The organism is Trinickia sp. EG282A (assembly GCF_040965455.1).
Classification (GTDB): Bacteria; Pseudomonadota; Gammaproteobacteria; order Burkholderiales; family Burkholderiaceae; genus Trinickia; species Trinickia symbiotica.
The window spans coordinates 209,814-226,715 of the sequence record NZ_JBFRCC010000005.1 but is presented as its reverse complement, the minus strand read 5'-3'; the positions used below and the strand labels follow the sequence as shown (position 1 = coordinate 226,715).

15 protein-coding genes are annotated in these 16,902 nt (G+C 64.1%); 1 reads left to right on the top strand and 14 read right to left on the bottom strand.

The features are described from left to right. Nucleotides 1-11 precede the first annotated feature (11 nt). From AB4Y31_RS23905 to glnT, 12 genes are all read right to left on the bottom strand, one after another. Nucleotides 12-1,484 (bottom strand): aldehyde dehydrogenase, encoded by a 1,473-nt coding sequence (locus AB4Y31_RS23905; protein ID WP_368676138.1) that lies wholly within the window; start codon nt 1,482-1,484, stop codon nt 12-14. A gap of 41 nt (nt 1,485-1,525) precedes the next feature. Further along, complete coding sequence (locus AB4Y31_RS23900; RefSeq protein WP_368676137.1) at nt 1,526-2,569, bottom strand: LLM class flavin-dependent oxidoreductase; 1,044 nt, start codon at nt 2,567-2,569, stop codon at nt 1,526-1,528. Nucleotides 2,570-2,636: 67 nt separating this feature from the next. Beyond that, the gene (locus AB4Y31_RS23895) at nt 2,637-3,593 is read right to left on the bottom strand and encodes a flavin reductase family protein (RefSeq protein ID WP_368676136.1); all 957 of its coding nucleotides are present in this window, start codon (nt 3,591-3,593) and stop codon (nt 2,637-2,639) included. Then, nucleotides 3,590-4,474: an alpha/beta fold hydrolase gene (locus tag AB4Y31_RS23890; RefSeq protein ID WP_368676135.1), complete on the bottom strand. Its 885-nt coding sequence runs from the start codon at nt 4,472-4,474 to the stop codon at nt 3,590-3,592. Before AB4Y31_RS23890 ends, AB4Y31_RS23895 begins: the two co-directional genes overlap by 4 nt. After that, nucleotides 4,464-5,051, bottom strand: a complete 588-nt coding sequence (locus AB4Y31_RS23885) for an amino acid synthesis family protein (protein WP_102606855.1) — start codon at nt 5,049-5,051, stop codon at nt 4,464-4,466. Before AB4Y31_RS23885 ends, AB4Y31_RS23890 begins: the two co-directional genes overlap by 11 nt. Nucleotides 5,052-5,292: 241 nt before the next feature. Then, complete coding sequence (locus AB4Y31_RS23880) at nt 5,293-5,994, bottom strand: GntR family transcriptional regulator (RefSeq protein WP_368676134.1); 702 nt, start codon at nt 5,992-5,994, stop codon at nt 5,293-5,295. 136 nt (nt 5,995-6,130) lie between these two features. Further along, nucleotides 6,131-7,873, bottom strand: coding sequence for a protein kinase (locus AB4Y31_RS23875; RefSeq protein WP_368676133.1), 1,743 nt, complete (start codon nt 7,871-7,873; stop codon nt 6,131-6,133). Then, nucleotides 7,870-9,303 carry an APC family permease gene (locus AB4Y31_RS23870; protein ID WP_368676132.1) on the bottom strand — a complete coding sequence of 478 codons (1,434 nt, stop codon included), beginning with the start codon at nt 9,301-9,303 and terminating at the stop codon, nt 7,870-7,872. The genes AB4Y31_RS23875 and AB4Y31_RS23870 overlap by 4 nt, the downstream gene beginning before the upstream one ends. A 54-nt stretch (nt 9,304-9,357) precedes the next feature. Beyond that, nucleotides 9,358-10,719, bottom strand: coding sequence for an FMN-binding glutamate synthase family protein (locus AB4Y31_RS23865; protein ID WP_368676131.1), 1,362 nt, complete (start codon nt 10,717-10,719; stop codon nt 9,358-9,360). A gap of 18 nt (nt 10,720-10,737) precedes the next feature. Then, entirely contained in the window at nt 10,738-11,427 is a 690-nt protein-coding gene (locus AB4Y31_RS23860; RefSeq protein WP_368676130.1) for a protein glxC, read from the bottom strand. Next, the gene (locus AB4Y31_RS23855) at nt 11,415-12,323 is read right to left on the bottom strand and encodes a class II glutamine amidotransferase (protein WP_102606861.1); all 909 of its coding nucleotides are present in this window, start codon (nt 12,321-12,323) and stop codon (nt 11,415-11,417) included. The genes AB4Y31_RS23860 and AB4Y31_RS23855 overlap by 13 nt, the downstream gene beginning before the upstream one ends. Nucleotides 12,324-12,334: 11 nt before the next feature. Then, complete coding sequence (gene glnT, locus AB4Y31_RS23850; protein ID WP_368676129.1) at nt 12,335-13,729, bottom strand: type III glutamate--ammonia ligase; 1,395 nt, start codon at nt 13,727-13,729, stop codon at nt 12,335-12,337. Between the two features lie 137 nt (nt 13,730-13,866). Here glnT and AB4Y31_RS23845 point away from each other — a divergent pair, with 137 nt between their 5' ends. Further along, nucleotides 13,867-14,469, top strand: coding sequence for a helix-turn-helix domain-containing protein (locus tag AB4Y31_RS23845; protein WP_368676128.1), 603 nt, complete (start codon nt 13,867-13,869; stop codon nt 14,467-14,469). A gap of 288 nt (nt 14,470-14,757) precedes the next feature. Here the strand turns inward: AB4Y31_RS23845 and AB4Y31_RS23840 are convergent, their stop codons facing one another. Next, the gene (locus AB4Y31_RS23840) at nt 14,758-15,723 is read right to left on the bottom strand and encodes a LysR family transcriptional regulator (protein ID WP_368676127.1); all 966 of its coding nucleotides are present in this window, start codon (nt 15,721-15,723) and stop codon (nt 14,758-14,760) included. Between the two features lie 397 nt (nt 15,724-16,120). After that, nucleotides 16,121-16,900, bottom strand: a complete 780-nt coding sequence (locus tag AB4Y31_RS23835) for an ABC transporter ATP-binding protein (RefSeq protein WP_368676126.1) — start codon at nt 16,898-16,900, stop codon at nt 16,121-16,123. Nucleotides 16,901-16,902: the final 2 nt, after the last annotated feature.

The following is a 16,902-nucleotide window of genomic DNA, read 5'->3' as shown; positions in this document are numbered from 1 at the left end:
GTGCTCCCCTCTTAACGCATCACGAACGGATCGGCGATCGGCTGGTCCGACGTGCGAATCCAGACCGACTTGGTGCGTGTGTACTCGAGTACGGCTTCAAGTCCGCCTTCGCGGCCGAGACCGCTCAGGCCGTACCCACCGAACGGCACGATCGGCGACACGGCACGATACGTATTGACCCAGACGATGCCCGCGTGCAGGGCACGGGTCAGCCGATGCGCACGAGTCAGATCGCGCGTGAAGACGCCCGACGCGAGCCCGTAGCGCGTGTCGTTCGCGAGCGCGATCGCCTCGGCCTCCGTATCGAACGTCACGACGCTCAGCACGGGACCGAACAGCTCTTCGATCACGCTGGGCACCCGCGCATGCGGACAATCGACGATGGTCGGCAGAAAATAGTGGCCCGCCTTCAAAGCCTCCGGACGCGATCCCCCGACGACGACGCGGCCCCCCGCTTCCACGCTCGCGTGCAGTACGCCTTGAATGTGTTCGAGTTGGCGGAGAGTCGCGAGTGGCCCCATCTCGGTTGCGGCATCTTGCGGATCGCCGATGCGGATGGCGCGAGCCCGCGCAATCAAGCGCTCGAGGAGCGCGTCGTGGATGCCGCGCTGCACGAGGAGGCGCGAGCCGGCCACGCAGCTCTGGCCCGTCGCGGCAAAGATGCCTGCGACGACGGCGTTGCATGCGCTATCGAGATCGGCATCGTCGAAGACGAGGACGGGCGACTTGCCGCCCAGCTCGAGCGACATCGCCGCCAGGTTGTCGGCTGAGTTGCGCACCACGTGGCGCGCGGTTTCCGGTCCCCCCGTGAACGCGATGCGCGAGACGAGCGGATGGCTCGTGAGCGTGCGTCCGCAGTCGTTACCGAAGCCGGTCACGATATTGACGACACCCTTCGGAAAGCCGGCTTCATGAACGAGCCGGGCGAATTCGAGCAGAGGCGCGGGGCCGTCTTCCGAGGCCTTCAGCACGACGGTGCAACCCGCGGCAACCGCGGGGCCGAGCTTCACGGCCGAGAGAAACAACTGCGAATTCCAAGGGACGATCGCGGCGACGACGCCGACCGGCTCGCGCCGCAGCGTGACTTCCATATCGGGCTTGTCGACGGGCAGCCATGCCCCCTGGATCTTGTCCGCCACGCCCGCGTAATAGCGGTAATACTCGGCGACATAGCCGATCTGGCTGCGCGTCTCGCGGATGATCTTGCCCGTGTCGCGCGTTTCGAGCTCGGCGAGCCGCGGCGCATGCCCTTCGATCAACTCGGCGAGCCGGTACAAGAGCTTGCCGCGCGCGCTCGCAGTGAGATCGGCCCATGCGGGATCGCTCAATGCGCGATGTGCCGCGCGCACCGCACGGTCGACATCCTGCGCGCTCGCCTTCGGCATCTGCGCCCAAACGCTGCCGGATGACGGGTCGATGCTATCGAAATGCTCGTCAGCATCTTCGAACGTACCATCGATGTATTGCTGAAACCGTTGAGACATTTTCAGCCGCTCCCTTCATGAAAATGGCCGAAGGCAATACGTCAGCGTGCGCTAAATGCAGGCATCACTTCGGAGATGAACAGCTCGACCGACTTGCGCTTGCGCTCGAAGCTCATATGGCTGTCGAGCCAGAAGCTGTATTGGTCGTAGCCCAATTCCTCGTAGCGCTTCAGCCGCGCGATGACTTCTTTCGGCTCGCCGATGACAAGGTTCTTGCGGATTGCGTCAGGCGAATACTGCGGGAACATTTCGACGTCCGCATCGGTGAGCGGCTCCATGAATCCTTGCGCGATCGGGCGTTCGTTCTTGAACCATTTGCTGAAGTACCGGTAAAAGCGCGCGAGATCTTCCACGGCCGCATCGACCTCGGCCGCATTGGCGCCGACGAACGTGTGCATCAGCATCATCACTTGCGGGCGCGGCACCTCGGGATTCGCGGCACATGCGGCATTGAAGCGCTCCATGAGGCTAGCGACTTCGGCATCGCCCGCGGCCAACGATGTGACCTGTACGTTGCAGCCGTTCGCCACGGCGAACGCATGCGAGTTCGGATCGCGCGCGGCGAGCCACATCGGCGGATGCGGCTGCTGGATCGGGCGCGGGACGGGTGTCGCGGCGGGCCACGACCAGAATTCGCCTTGATGTGCGTAATCACCCTCGAACAGCTTGCGCAAAGCCGGCACGAGCTCGCGCATGCGCGCTCCCGCGCTCATCGCATCGAGCCCGGGCAACAGGCGCTCGTACTCGAACGAATAGGCGCCGCGAGCGATACCGAGATCGAGCCTGCCGTTGCTCGCGACGTCGACCATGCCGGCTTCGCCGGCAAGTGCAATCGGATGCCAGAACGGCGCGATGACAGTACCCGTGCCCAGACGAATGCGCTCCGTTTTCGCGGCGAGATACGACAAATTGACGAACGGATTCGGCGCGATCGTGAATTCCATCGCATGATGCTCGCCGATCCACGCCGTCTCGAACCCTCCGCGCTCGGCAATCTGCACGAGCTCGGTCATCTGATCGAACAGTTCGCGATGCGACGTCTTCGTGTCGTACCGCTCCATGTGTAGAAACAACGAGAACTTCATGATCTTGAATCTCCAATGGGCACGTCCGGAGCATCGTTTCGCCGCGCGCCTCGATCGATGAACGCGTTCAGTGAGCCGGCGCGAGAGGTTGGACCATGCCGGCCTCGGTATCGCCGACATAGATGCCGAACGCATCTTCGCTACGCTCTCGCACATAGCGTTCGAGCATCGAGCGCACGGCGGCGTCGTGCAATGCATCCCAGGGAATCTGATGCAACGGGACGATTCGAAGCGCACCGCCCGACTGCGGTCCGATATCGTTCTTCACGCGGCCGCGGTAGTAGATGTTCACGCCGGGCGTCGGCCCCTTGCCCGATTCGAACACGGCGAAAAGAAAGTCCAGATGCGCCTGGAGGCCGAGCTTCGCCAAGGCGCCATGCAGGCTCGCAGGGTCGCTTTCCGGCTCGAGCTTGGCGCCGGTCGGCAGTTGCAAGCCCTCGGGCGTATCGAGCATGACGAGCCCATGGCGATGCTCGAGAATCGCGCCGACTCGCGCACGCGGTCCCGCCGCGGCCAGCGCGTCGAGCGACAGGCTGAAGTTCACGTAGGCGCCGCGGCAGTAGCCAAGCGGCGACGAGGGCGTATGAATGAAGTCCAGGACGCGACCGATCAAAATGATGTGGTCGCCCGCATCGACTACTTCGTGTGTTGCGCAATCGAAGCTGGCCGCCGCCCCATCCATGACCGGGGCGCCGGTGATGCGCGCATGCCAAGCTACTTGCGAGAATTTGTCGGCCGCCTTCGAGGCGAATACACCCGACACGGCCTTCTGGTCCTCGGCCAGCACGCTCACAGCGAAATGACGCGTCCGCGAGAACACCGGAAAGCTCGATGCCGTCTTCGCGATGCAAACGAGAATGAGCGGCGGATCGAGCGAAACCGACGTGAACGAGTTTGCTGTGAAGCCGCGCGGGGACCCGTCTGGCTGGATCGTCGTCACGACCGTCACACCCGTCACGAACGCGCCCAGCGCACGGCGAAATTCGGCGATATCGATGGCCTCTTCGTTGATTGGCTCACTCATTGCGTCCTCCCGACTTCGATCCGCTGATCGCGCACCGCGCTTTCTGCCAGGCGCCCCGCTCCGAGCAGAAATGCGAGCAGCCGTTCGTTCACTTGCGCCGGATTGGTCACGTTCATCATATGGCGCTCGTTAGCGATGATTTCCGCGCGGCCGAAAGGCGCGGCAGCCGCCATGGCGCGCGACATCGCGGGATTCGAATTCGCGTCGCATTCGCCCGTAAGAAAAAGCGCGGGCATGGTCAGACTCGCCAGCCGGCCGACATGCGCGTCGTCCGATCGCGCAAAGAGGCGATACGTACGTGCGTATCCGTCAGGATCGACGTTCGAGAGCAGCGCGCGTACCGCTTGCGCCGCCTTCGTCAGATGCGCCGGAACCGGATCGCCAAACCACCTTGCGAGCGTGGCATCGATACCCGCTTCGTCGGGCGTATTGCCAAGCATGGCCGCTCGACCCATGACTGCTTGGCGTTGGCTGGGCGTGCGGTCGTACACTGCGTTCAACGCCGCGACGCTGAGCGCGCGATTCGGATGTGCCAGCGCAAACTCGAGTGCGACGAGCGCGCCCATCGAATGACCAACGACATGCGCGCGCTCGATCAGCAATGCGTCGAGCAGACGCTCGAGTTGCTCGGCGTATTCGCCGAGCGTAGGCTCGGGCCCCGGCAAAGCGCTGCCGCCATGTCCGAGCATGTCGTAGACGATGACGCGATAGTGCGTCGTCAACGCATCGATCTGCGGAGACCAGACGCTTTGGTTCATGCCTACGCCATGGATCAGCACGACTGACTCGCACGCGCCACTCGCCCGCGGCGGAAAAACGCTGTAGCTCGTGCCCGCGACGTCGCACATCATGGCAGGATCGAGCGCGCGGTCAGCCTTCATTGGCCTCGAGCTCCTTCAGGTCCTGATAGCGGTCGCCGATGCGGTGGTGCGGCCGTCCGCCGATCGATGCGCCCAATGCGATCACGACCTCATCTGGAGCGGGTGCATCGCCAATCGAGAACTGCACGGTCAGGTAGTGCGAACGCATCCCTTCGTCGTGCTTGTGCATCAGCGGAATCGAAATCGGGCAGTTCGGTCCGCCGCGCAGATTCGTGAAGCTCAGGTAGCTCTTCGCGCCCACCGCCTGACGGAACTTGTTGCCGAAGCGCAGCGTGTGGATCAGCGCCGAAGCATGCTCGACCTCGCCCGAAGTGCCGACGATCGCCGCCTTGCCGTACCCCTCGACAGCCTCGCCGCCGCCGGCGAGACGGAGCACTTCGGCGGTCAGAATCTCGCCGAGCTGCGGCGCGAGCGCGTGGATTTCCGGCTTCAGGTCTTCAACGAAACCGCGCCCCGCCCACGGATTGCGGATCACCGCGGCGGCGCCGAACAACTTCAATGGCTGCGCCGCCTCCTTGCCGCCCTCGATGAACGTCGTCTCGGCGTAGGTGACCAGCTTGCGCATCTCCAATTTCATACCCGTTCTCCTTGCGAAGTGCCCGTTGGTGTCGCTTTCGGAGATTATGGTATGCCATCAATTTGGCCACACCAAGCGTTTCAATATTATGGAATACCATGATATGGCAGACGGAACTTCAGCGCGCCATGGGTCGACATGCGGCGCTCCGCCAGGCCCAAAAACAAAGGCCGTCGGGTCGATTGCACCCCAAAAGTCGGACGCCGATCCAACCTCTGGGCGAACTCCCTGCGAGAGTCGTTCAGGCGCGGCGGCTCGTTGGCTCTTGCTGCTGCCGTTCCTGCTCCGCGAGCGCATCCAACGCGAGTTCGGATGCGCGCCGGATATGCGCCGCCGACGCCGCCGATGCCGCCTCTCCGTCGTGCCGCTCGATCGCGTCGAGCAGCGCGTTCATCTCCCGGTTCGACTCCGCGCCGCGGCCGGGCATCGCAATCGTCATCGCGCGAAGCCGGTTGATTCGCGCGTTCAGCGACTTCACAACGGTGAGCGAGACCTGTTTGCCCGCCCCTTCGAACATCGCGTCGTAGAAGTGCTCGGTGTATTCCAGGACGCGCGAGAGGTCTTCCTTCTCGAATGCGTCCTCGATCATCTTGCGGATCTTGCGCAACCGCTTGACGAGCTGGGGTGTGGCCAGCTCGGCGCACGCACGCGCCGCGTTGGCCTCGAGCAAGCCGCGCAACTCATACATCTCGCCGATCAGCGCAGGATCGAGCCGCGCGACGATCGGCCCGTGCCCCGCCGCAATTTCCACGAGTCCCTCCGTCTCCAGATGCCTCAACACTTCCCGCACGACGGTGCGGCTCACGCCGAGCTCATCGCACAGTGTTCTTTCCACAAGGCGGTCGCCCGGACGGAAATAACCTTGGACGATCGCGCCCCGCAGTTTGTCCAGGGTGAGCTCGCGAAGCGTCTTGGCGTTGCGGTCGATTTTGAGGTCTGGCATAAGGGAGCAAAAATAAAAGGGACGAAGCCACGCGTCGAATCGAGCCAACTGAAGTCCACGCGTTGGAATGCCATATTATCGTCCATCTTCGATTGCCTCTTTTGTCGATCTATCCGACGGCCGCTCCCCGCCTCGCTCAAGTTCCCCCCAAACCGTGCGCCAGCGCAATCAGCAACAGAATAAGAAGAACCAGCGCCACGGTCTTCCAGAACATCACCGGATTGCGCGCGATCAACGGCAGCCGCGCCGCGGATTCCGTTTCGCCGCCGCCCGCGGCGAATCGATCGAGGTCGGCGCAGACCTCGAGTGCATCCTGATAGCGGCGTTCGGGATCGGTCTGCGTCGCTTTTTCGAGCACGAGGTCGAGCCACACGGGAAGGCCGGGCCGGTGTCGATACAGCGGCACTCGCCCATTGAAGCCGTAGGGCGAGCGTCCGCCGCTGAACATGCGATACAGGGTGACGCCGAACGCGAAGACCTCGGAGCGCGCATCGCCCTGCGCGCCCTTGATGAGCTCGGGCGCCATGTAGGCGGGAGTACCCGGCGCGGTGGACGGCCCCGGCGCAAGCATTCCTGGCATATAGGCAAAGCCCAGATCGAGGAGCCTCACGCTGTCGTCGGGCAGGACCAGGACATTCTCGGGTTTGATGTCGCGATGGAAAATGCCCAGCCGATTCAGCGCGTGGATCGCATGGCCGAGTTGCCGTGCGATCGCCAGCCCGAGCATCAGCGATATCGGCGTCTGGGTCATCAGGGTCTCCAGTGTCGAGCCGTCGAGGAACGGCATCACGACATAGAGGCGGCTCTGCCGCGCGGGATCGATCGCGCTCGGCGCAAGAATGTACTCGTCGTCGATCTTCCCCGCGAGCCAACGTTCCCGCACGATCGCCTGGCGCACGTTCGCGTCCTCGTCCACGCGCGGCTTCGGGAACTTGAGCGCGAGCCGCACATTCGGCTCGGCTAGATCGTGGCCAATGAAGATGCGGGAGTAGCGGCCGTCGCTCAGGATCGCGGTCAGCGCATAACCATCGACCACATCCCCGCACGCGGGAGCCGCGAGAATCGGCAGATCGCCAAGCACGCCTTCGAGATAGCGATAGTCGAGTACTGGAATCTTGCGCACGTCGACCACGACCGCCGAGATGTCGTCGATGGAGCCGCGCGAGCGCGCAGTCTGGACGAGCCGACGGGCTACGATGTCTGCGGACGCCTGCGCCGACAGCATGGCCCGCAGCTCGCGCGCCGGCATACGCCGATAGAGCCCGTCGGAGCAGAGCAACAGGCGGTCGCCTTCCTGAAGCGCCCAGCGCTCGATGCGCGTCACGAGCTCGCGTTGCAGTCCAACGGCATGGGCGACGAAGGCACCGAACGGCACGTCCATGACGTCGTCGCCGCCGAGTTGCGACAGCTCGCCCCCGCGCATCTGGTAGAGCCGCACATCCCCCGCGCCGATCAGCCAGGCGGCGCCGCCCCTGATCATGAGCGCCGCGAAGCACGCCGCCATCTGGCTCAGCTCGGCATCGCCGCGGCCAATTTGGTGCAGCCAGCGGTGAATCGCATCGAGCGAGCGCGATGCGGCGGCATCGGGCGCCAGCGTGTCAGGAGGCGCGTAGTAGCCGTCGATGAAGCTGCGCACGGCGAGCTCGGCAGCCACGCGCCCGCCCCGCCCGCCGCTCATTCCGTCGGCCAGCGCCACCACGCTGCCGCGCGTCGTGCGTTGCGTGACGTCGCCCAGCATCACGCCGACGTAGTCCTCGTTGCGCGCGCCGCGGCCCGCCTCGGAAATGAAGGCGATGTCGAGCTCGGGGCATTCGCCGCGCTCTGGCCGCAGCGTCATACCCCCTTGCTCGGTGAGGCTCGCGAGGGGAACGTCGTTCATTTCCTGTCGAAAATCTCGGCCTCGCTCGATTCGAGGTCATGCTCGATCTTATCGAGAACCTGCGGCGCACGCTTCTTCAGCATCGCGAGCCAGCCCATGCCGAACGCCATGTAAGCAGCGAACAGATACGGCAGGATGTTGTACGGCCAGGCGGGCACCGGATACACACTGCCGAAGAACCCGCCGATCATCGCGATCGCGCCGAGGATGCCCACCACGAGATTGGCGAGCTTGAGCTGTCCTTGCTTTTTCAAATAGATCGGCGCCGATACCGAGATCAGGAAGTAAGCCACGATGAAGCCGAAGGTCGCGAAGGTGCTCGTATAGCCGAACGTGTTCAACGCACCGGTGCCGAGCAACGCGAGATTCACGGCCAGCGAGAGGAGCGCGGCAAAGGCCACCGCATAGTGCGGCGTCTGATGCTTCGTATGGACCATGCCCATCGAGCGATGAACGAATTGATATCGGCCCATCGAAAACAGCAGACGACTCGCGGCGTTGATCGAGGCCAGCACGCAGGCGAACGCGCTCACCGATGCAATCAAATAGAACAGCGGGGCCAGTGCCGGCGCGCCGAGCCCGGTGAGCAGCGTCTGCAGCGGGGCCGTATCGTTGCCAAGCTTGTTCACGTCTCCGCCATACGCGACGACCATCGAGTAGGCAACGAACATAAAGAAGCCGCCGGCCACCATCATGCTCCAGATGATCGCGCGAGGAATCGCCTTTAACGGGTCCTTCGTTTCCTTGCCGAGGGACGCGGCGCTCTCGAATCCGACGAACGAGAAGATGCCGAGCACCATCGCCTCCGCCATGCCTTTAGGCGTCGTGCCTTGCAGCGATAGCTGCGCATGATCGACGACGCGTTCGGGATGCTGGTAGAACACCACGAACAGCACGCCGCCGACGATCGCGATCGAGGCGGCTTCGATTGCGAGACTCAGGCGCGACGACAGCTTGATGTCGCGCGACGAGAGGAACCAAGCCAACGCCGCGCTGATCAGATAGATGAGCCAGGTCGGTACGGCGATGCCGAACGGCGCGAACGCGTTTTGCACGAAGATGGCCTCGCCGGCGAGCACGCCCATCGCAGTGCCGGTGTACGCCGCAATGAGCCCCCATCCGGCGATGCCGCCCGCAATCGGTCCGAGCGCACGCGAGATGAAGATGAAGAACGACCCGGCCGCCGCGAAGCGGCTCGCCAGCACGGCGATGTTGAGACTTACGAACATGAGCCCGAGCGTCGACAGCCCGTAGACGAGCCAACTGCCCGCGCCGGCGAGCGCCGCGACCGCCACGACGTTGATCGAAGGCGTCAGGGTGGGAGAGATGTTGGCCAGTGACTGGCCGATGGTCTCCATGAAGCCCAAGCTCGATGATCGAAGATTGACGGACTGCGAAGGAACCGACGTGGATTGCTGCGATACGCTCATGCTGACTCTCCATAGATCGAAGTGCCTGGCGCACCGCGCCAGGTCTCGGGGTGCTCAAACGTTCGCCAGTCCCGGAATCCACGAGGTGCCGGCGAGCGGCACTCGCGCCATCGCGGCGGCCTCCACCGTCAACGCCACGAGATCCTCGGGTTCGAGGTGATGCACGTTCTGCTTGCCGCAGGCGCGTGCGATCGTCGTCAATTCCATGTTCAGCGTCTTCAAGTAATTACGTACCCGGCGCGCGCCTTCTTCAGGCTGCAGTCGCTGCTCGAGCACGGTGTCCTGCGTCGTCACGCCGACCGGGCACTTACCCGTGTGGCAGTGGTGGCAAAAGCCGGGCGCCGTATTGAGCGCTGCGTACTCCGCGGCGGCCGGGTGCAGCGCGCCGTCCTTGAAATAGGTGTCGCTGTTGCAGCCGAGCGCCATCAGCACGCCCTGCCCGATCGCCACGGCATCGGCGCCGAGCGCGAGCGCCTTCGCCACGTCCGCCCCCGTGCGGATGCCGCCGGAAACGATCAACTGCACCTGCCCCTTCATATTCAGGTCCTCGAGCGCGTCGACGGCCTGCCGCACCGCGGCCAGCGTCGGGATGCCGACGTTCTCGATGAAGCACGTTTGCGTCGCCGCGGTGCCTCCTTGCATTCCGTCGATCACCACGACGTCCGCCCCCGCATGCACCGCGAGCTTCACGTCGTTGAACGTGCGCGTCGCGCCGACCTTCACGTAGATCGGCTTTTCCCAATCGGTGATTTCGCGCAATTCCTGAATCTTGATCGCGAGATCGTCGGGACCCGTCCAGTCCGGATGACGGCTCGCCGAACGCTGATCCACCCCCGCGGGCAACGTGCGCATAGCGGCGACCCGCGGGTTCACCTTCTGCCCGAGCAGCATCCCCCCGCCGCCCGGCTTCGCGCCTTGGCCGATCACGACTTCGATCGCATCGGCACGACGCACGTCGTCCGGATTGAAGCCATAGCGCGACGGCAGACACTGGTAGACGAGCGTTTTCGACGAGCGGCGCTCTTCTTGCGTCATGCCACCATCACCGGTCGTCGTCGAGGTGCCGGCCGCCGTCGCCGCACGGCCCAGCGCTTCCTTCACATTCGCTGAAAGCGCGCCGAAGCTCATGCCGGCGATCGTGATCGGAATATCGAGCGCGACGGGTTTGCTCGCAAAACGTGTGCCAAGCAGTGTCTGGGTCGTGCATTTCTCGCGATAGCCTTCGAGCGGGTAACGCGAGAGGGACGCGCCCAAGAACAGCAGATCGTCGAAGTGGGGCACGCGCCGCTTCGCGCCGAGGCCGCGGATTTCATAAAGGCCGCGTTGCGCAGCCGCGTGGATGTAGTCGATCGTCTTGCGGTCGTAGCCTTGCGACTCTTCCTGCTGCAAGCGGGCGAAGTGAACGGTTTTTTCCATGAGGGCTTTCTCGGTGATTTAGTATTCCTGGTCGGCTTCAGCGTTCCAGTGATAGAGCGTGCGGGCCGAAGCGATGCGCCTGAATGCACGCGGATCGTGCTGGAGCCCGGCCGCATCGAGCAGCGCGGCGACGGCCGTCAGATCCGCATCGGTCATCGGCTCGAAGCGGGCGTCCGCCCCGAGCGATTTCACTTCGCCTTTCACATAGAGCACCGCTTCGTAAAGCGAGTCGCCAAGCGCGTCGCCCGCGTCTCCGCAGATCACCATGCGTCCCGCTTGCGCCATGAAGGCCGAAAAGCTGCCCACCGATCCGCCAACGACGATGTCGCCCCCCTTCAGCGAAATCCCGCAACGCAGACCCGCATCGCCATCGATGACGAGCAATCCGCCATGCGCCGAAGCGCCTGCGCCGTTCGACGCAAAACCCTTCACGTGCACCTTGCCGCTCATCATGTTTTCGGCGACCCCGGTGCCCGCGCTGCCCTCGATGACGATCGTCGCGTGCTGGTTCATGCCGCCTGCGTAATAGCCGGCATGACCGTCGATCGTGATGCTCACGTCGGCATCGACGCCGACCGCGATGTTGTGCGCGCCGTTGGGCGAGCTCACTTTGATGCGCCGGCCGGCGAGCGCGGCGGCATCGCCGTGCAGGTACTGGTTCAATTCCCTGACCGGCGAGCGCTCAAGGTCGAATGTCACGCTTTCCATACATACATCTCCTCGGGGGCGGGTTCGAAGACCTTCGCGTTCTTGATATCGGGCAAATGAGCAAGCGAACGGAATTCCGACGCGATCGCCACATACTCGTCGCTCTCCGCAACCACGGCGGGCTTGCAGGCGAACGGATCACGGATGAGCGCCAGTTCCGTCGTCGTGCCCATCAGGAACGTGTAGAACCCGTCGAGCTCCTCGAAGCCTTTTTGCAGCGCGTCCGGCAACGCGTCGCCTTCGCGCAGACGCCACTCGAGAAAGCGGCACGCCGCTTCCGTGTCGTTGTCGGTATCGAAGTGGATGCCCTCGGGTTCGAGCTTGCGCCGGACACCATGCGCATTCGAAAGCGATCCGTTGTGCACGAGGCAAAAGTCCTCGCCCGCCGTGAACGGATGCGCGCGATCCGGCGTGACTGCCGATTCGGTCGCCATCCGCGTGTGCCCGACCAGATGCGAGCCCTTCATGTCCGCGAAGCCATAGCGTTGCGCGACTTGCGCGGGCGAGCCGATGTCCTTGTAGAGGTCGATCGAGCGGCCCGTCGAGAGCAGATACAACTGCGGATAGTGCTCGCGCAGCCAGCGCTTGACGTTATCGACATTGCCTTGCAGCGTCAGTACGGCATGGTTGCCTTTCGCTTCGATGCGCGCCGTGACGTCCATCGCGGCGTTCAGCGCGTCGACGAGCGGCTGCCAGGCAAAGCGCTCACCCTCTTCCGTGAAGCCCGAGTAGAGGCTCAGCTTGCGCTGGTGCGCATCGACAGCCTTGCCGAAAACGGCCAGCCCCGCCGAATCCGGGCCGCGCTCCGTCATGCCGATCAGCATCGGCACCATCAGTTCGCCGAGCCGTTCACGTAGTGCCGGCGTCTTGACCAGCAAACCTACGATTCCACACATGGTGCGTCTCCTTAGAAAAATTCGAGGTAGCTCTTCAGCTCCCAATCCGATACGTGGCGCATGTACTCGAGCCACTCCATGCGCTTCAATTTGAGGAATTCGCCGGCGACGGGACCGAGCGCATCGCAGATCAGGCGGTCGGCTTCGAGCGCGTCGAGCGCCTGCTCGAGGTTCTGCGGCAGCACGCCGATCGCGTGCTCGCGCAATTGCCGCGGCGTCCAGTCGTAGAGGTTCTCGTTGGCGGGCGCGCCCGGCGACAGCTCACGCTCGATGCCGTCGAGCCCGGCCGCGATCACGGCGGCAGTCGCCAGATACGGATTGCACGAGCCGTCCGGCAGGCGCAGCTCGATGCGCTCGCCCGGCATGCGCACCATCGTCGAGCGATTGTTGTCGCCGTAGCTGATGTAGGCGGGCGCCCACGTCGCACCCGTCAGCGAGCGGCCCACCACGAGCCGCTTGTACGAATTGACAGTCGGATTGCAGAGCGCGGCCAGCGCCGGCGCGTGGGCGAGCAGGCCGGCCGTGAACTGATAGCCGAGCGTCGAGAGGCCCATGCCGAGCGGATCGCTTTTGTCCGCGAACAGATTGCGCTCGCCATCGCCGACCGACATATGCATGTGCATGCCGTTGCCCGGGCGGTTCGCGAACGGCTTCGCCATGAACGAGCAGATCATGCCGAGCTCGTTCGCGATCTCAGACGCGGCCATCTTGAAGAACACGTAGTGATCGCACGACGTCAGGCAATTCGTATAGGTGTAGTTGATCTCGAACTGGCCGTTCCCGTCTTCGTGGTCGATCTGATAGACGTCGATACCGACGGCCCGCATCGATTCGGTGAGCTTTTCCAGGAACTCGCGGGTACGCGAGAGGCCTTTGTAGTCGTAGCACGGCTTCGCGAGGGTATCGCTTGGATCGCACGGCTCCAGTACGCCCGCGGTGGAGCGGCGCAGCAGCGAAAACTCCGGCTCCAGCCCTGTGTAGAGCGTCCAGCCGCGCTCGGTCATGCGCGCGACCTGCTTTTTCAACGTCACCCGCGAATCGAACGCCCATGGCTTGCCGTCGACATGGCCATCGCACGCGATACGAGCGATGCCGGGCTGCCAGGGCACAGGCGCAAGCGTCGACAAATCGCCGACGGCCATGAAGTCGGGACCGTTCGGCTCGATCCCGACTCCCCAGATCGCAAAGCCGGCGAAACCCGCTCCCGCGGTCAGTACGCTCTTCAGATGCGCTACCGGTACGGATTTCGCCTTCGCCACGCCGTGAATATCGACGAACTGCGCCAGCACGTATTTCACGCCCTGCTGCGTGAGCCAAGCCTGCGCGCTTTCAGCCGTGTCGAAGCGCGGCACGCTCCCGAGCTCGTTCACGGCGGCCGGCAGCTTGCTCGCATCGTTCAGGTTCATTGTCACTCCTTGCCATATTTATTAAGATGCAACGAAATTTCCTGTCAGGAAACCCGCCGCGCGCAATCGTGCTCGCTCCCGAGGCGCGCAAACCGGGGCGCTCTGTCAACCTTGCTACCCTTTACCGAGGCTTACCCATGCAAACCGCGGACGACAGCAAATCACCGCTCGAACGCTATCTCGGCACGACCATCCGCGAACTGCGCCAGTCCCACGGACTGACCATCGCACAGGTCGCCGAACAGGCCGGCATCAGCCGCGGCATGCTCTCGAAGATCGAGAACGCGCAAACCTCGGCCGGCCTCGACGTGCTCCATCGCATCGCCATGGCCCTCGGCGTATCGATGTCGGCGCTCTTTCGCAACTTCGACGTCCCGCAAGGCGGCGCCCAACTGGTCAAGAAGGGCGCCGGCATGGAGGTCGTCCGCAAGGGCACGCAGCGCGGCCATACGTACCACCTACTCGCCTACGACCAAGGCCCGCGCAAGCTCTTCGAACCGTTTCTCATCACGATGGACGACGAGTCGGAGCGCTTTCCCGTCTTCGAGCACCCGGGGACGGAGTTCATCCACATGCTCAAGGGTGTGATCGAGTACCGCCATGGCCAGCAGACATACATCCTGCATCCCGGGGACACGCTCACGTTCCGAGGCGACATTCCGCATGGCCCCGAACGCTTGATCAAGACGCCGATCCAGTTCCTGTCGATCTTCGTCTATTCGCAGCCCGCCGCCGAATGAACTGCGCGACCCAGTCAACTATCCAGCTCTGATGCAACGTCCATGCCACGTTTATCGATAAGAATCAAAAGTTCCTGGCAATAAACATCGGCGGCGCACCAGGGTCCTTCTCGTCTCCTTGCCCAACTCGTTGCTGCTTGCCCGCGGTGCGACCGAATCGTGAATGCGGTGCAAACGCGCACTGAAACGGCAATGCGGGTTACGAAGGTGTATCAGCCCGACTTATGAAGCCGACGACGCGCACAGCGCACTCTCGGTCATCCGACGCAATACCGGCCGCACGTGACGCTAGCGCAACGCGTCGGCGGGGAGCTGCGGCAAAGCACGCGCCAGCGCCGGCTGAATCGAGCGATCGATGACCGTTCGCGTCAACGTAACGATTTCGCTCGCGAAATCGTCCCACTCGCCCTGCCGGTGCAGCAGGAAGAAGTCGCGCTGCCCGAGCCGCCCGGATGGCAGCGGCAGAACGGCGATCTCCTCCAGATAGTGCCGCGCCTGCCATAGACACAACGGCGTCGAGATCGCAAAACCGAGCCGGGCCGCCACCAGGCTCAGCAGCGGATCAGTCGCGTCGAATTCGTAGCGGCGCGGGCTGTCGATGCCGAGGTGCCGCGCGAATCGCTCGACTTGCTGGCCGATCACCGAGCGCGCCGTGTAGCGGATCAGCGGCAGCTCCTTGTTGAGCGTGCGCCAGTCGACCTGCGGACGGCCAGCGACATGGCTTCGTGCGACGACGGCAACGAACGCTTCGGAAAAGAGCGGCACTTCGACAATGCGCGCGTCGTTCAGGGTCGTCTGCGTGCAGACGGCCAGGTCGACCTCCCGGTCGTGCAACTGCTTCGACAGCCCCGGTGTGAGCCCCGACCACAACGCGATCTGCCGCGCCGAATTCGACACCGCGCGAATCAGTTCCGGCCCGACCGTCGCCGCGAACGAATCGACGCAACCCAGCCGCACCGGCAGCGTCCCCGCGTGCGATGCGTCCCCGATCCGCGCGCTGACCATCTGTGCATGCTCGAGCAGCGCACCCGCGAGCTCGAGCAACGCGCGCCCCGCGGTGTTCGGCCGCGGCGGGCGGCTCTCCCGATCGAACAGCGTCATGCCCCGATCGCGCTCGAGCGCCGACACCGCTTGGCTGATCGCGCTCTGGCTCACGCCCAGCTGCTTCGCCGCGCCCGTCATCGAGCCCGTTTCGCACACGGCGACGAAGGCCTGCAGCGCGCGCAGATCGATCGGCGTTTGAGATCGTCTCATCGTGACTCCAGTGTCCGCGGCATTCGTCGAATGGCGCGCGACGATGTCGAATGCTGCGTGGTCAAAATCGGCCCGTACTCACAATGAGCAATTTCGGGGGCAAGTTATAAGTTTGCCTAATCCAAAATTGCCGCGCATTTCCGCGGCTACGGCGGCGGGCAGATGGATGTGTCGGCAGGGTGCTGGGGGAAACGCTCAATGAGCGGAACGGGAACAGGGCGAGATGCCGCTCAGCTATGACGCCGAGCTCGCGCGCGCAAGTCGCGGAGCGTTTTCCCGCCTATGAGACGGCGACACTCGCGTCGTCGTGGACGGGGGTCTTCGACGCGCGAGGCGGTGATGAACGATCGTTTTCAGCTTTTATATTGGCTATTGTCTATTGTCTATTGTTCGATCGTCAGATCGTTATATCTTCGTATCGCGCGCCCACCGCCGCTGCGCCGAGATATGCATCGAGCAGCACGTCGGCCTGACGCAGTTGCTCCGGCGTGCCGTACGCGACGACTCGCCCGCTTTCGAGCACGTACGCAGCCTTCGCATGGCGCAGCGCGACCGCGGCATTCTGCTCGGCCAGCAGAAAGCTCACCCCTTCGTCGCGGTTGAGCTTGCCGACTATCTCGAAGATTTCCTCGACCACTTGCGGCGCCAGTCCCATTGACGGTTCGTCGAGCAGCACGAGCGATGGCCTGGACATCAACGCGCGACCGATCGCGATCATCTGCTGTTCGCCGCCGGAGGTGTACCCGGCCGCCTTCCGCCGACTAAGCTTGAGCCGCGGGAAGACCGTATAGATGCGTTCCAGCGCTTCAGCGATCCCCCGCGCGGACGGCCGGCGCACGAACGCGCCGATGCGCAGATTATCCTCGACGCTCAGGTGCGCGAAGCAGCGCCGCCCCTCCAGAACCTGCACGAGCCCTTCCTCGGCAAGCCGCCACGGATCGGCGTCGGTCACATCCCTGCCGCGGTAGCGGATCATTCCGCGCACGAGCGTGCCGCGCTCGACGCGCAGCAGGCTCGAGATCGCCTTCAACGTCGTGGTCTTGCCCGCGCCGTTCCCCCCGAGCAGCGCGACGATCGCACCATCGGGCACGGTCAGCGACACACCGCCCAGCGCGGAAGCCTGCTGGTTGTAGATCACCGCGATATCGTCGACCTGCAAGATCGGCGCGTGTCCCATGC